The sequence below is a fragment of the Ectothiorhodospira sp. PHS-1 genome, from assembly GCF_000225005.1.
In the GTDB taxonomy this organism is placed as follows: Bacteria; Pseudomonadota; Gammaproteobacteria; order Ectothiorhodospirales; family Ectothiorhodospiraceae; genus Ectothiorhodospira.
In genome coordinates this window covers 1-670 of the sequence record NZ_AGBG01000087.1, presented here as the reverse complement: position 1 = coordinate 670, position 670 = coordinate 1, and the positions used below count along the sequence as shown (strand labels likewise).

At 58.8% G+C, this 670-nt stretch carries 1 protein-coding gene; it reads left to right on the top strand.

Translation table 11 applies throughout. The features are described from left to right. The coding region (locus ECTPHS_RS13715) for an RNA-guided endonuclease TnpB family protein (protein ID WP_040406202.1) at positions 1 to 630 on the top strand (630 nt) is incomplete at its 5' end. Positions 631 to 670: the final 40 nt, after the last annotated feature.

The window sequence follows — 670 nt, the reverse complement described above, 5'->3', positions numbered from 1 at the left end:
TCGGCACTGGCCACGCTCTCGACGGGAGACACCATGACGGGCCCCAAGGCGCATACCGCCGTGCTCAAGCGACTCCGTCGGCTATCGCGCAGCCTGTCGCGCAAGCAAAAAGGCTCCAACAACCGGAACAAGGCCAAGGCGAAACTGGCACGGCTGCATGCTCGCATTGCCAACATTCGCCAAGATGCCTTGCACAAACTCACGTCGGATCTGACCCGGCGGTTTCATACCATCGGCATCGAGGATCTGAACGTGCGCGGCATGATGGCGAACCGGCATCTGGCCCGCTCCATTGCCGACATGAGCTTTCATGAATTCCGTCGGCAACTGGTGTACAAGGCAGATCAGCGGGGTGGGCAGGTGGTGGTGGCCGACCGCTGGTTCCCCAGCAGCAAAATGTGTTCGGTTTGTGGAGCGGTGCAGAAGGCAATGCCGCTATCCACGCGGCAGTGGATTTGCCCGGACTGTGGCGTACACCACGACCGGGATGTGAATGCGGCAAGAAATCTTGCCCATTACGCCGTGAGTTCCACGGTGTCAGCCTGTGGAGAGGAAGGCGCTGGCTCAGGTCGCAAGACCGGAGTGAAACCGGCCTCTGTGAAGCAGGAAATCAGCACTGAACCTGTTTAGATACTTATGAGTAGGTTTGGATGGGTATGATGGAACGGTT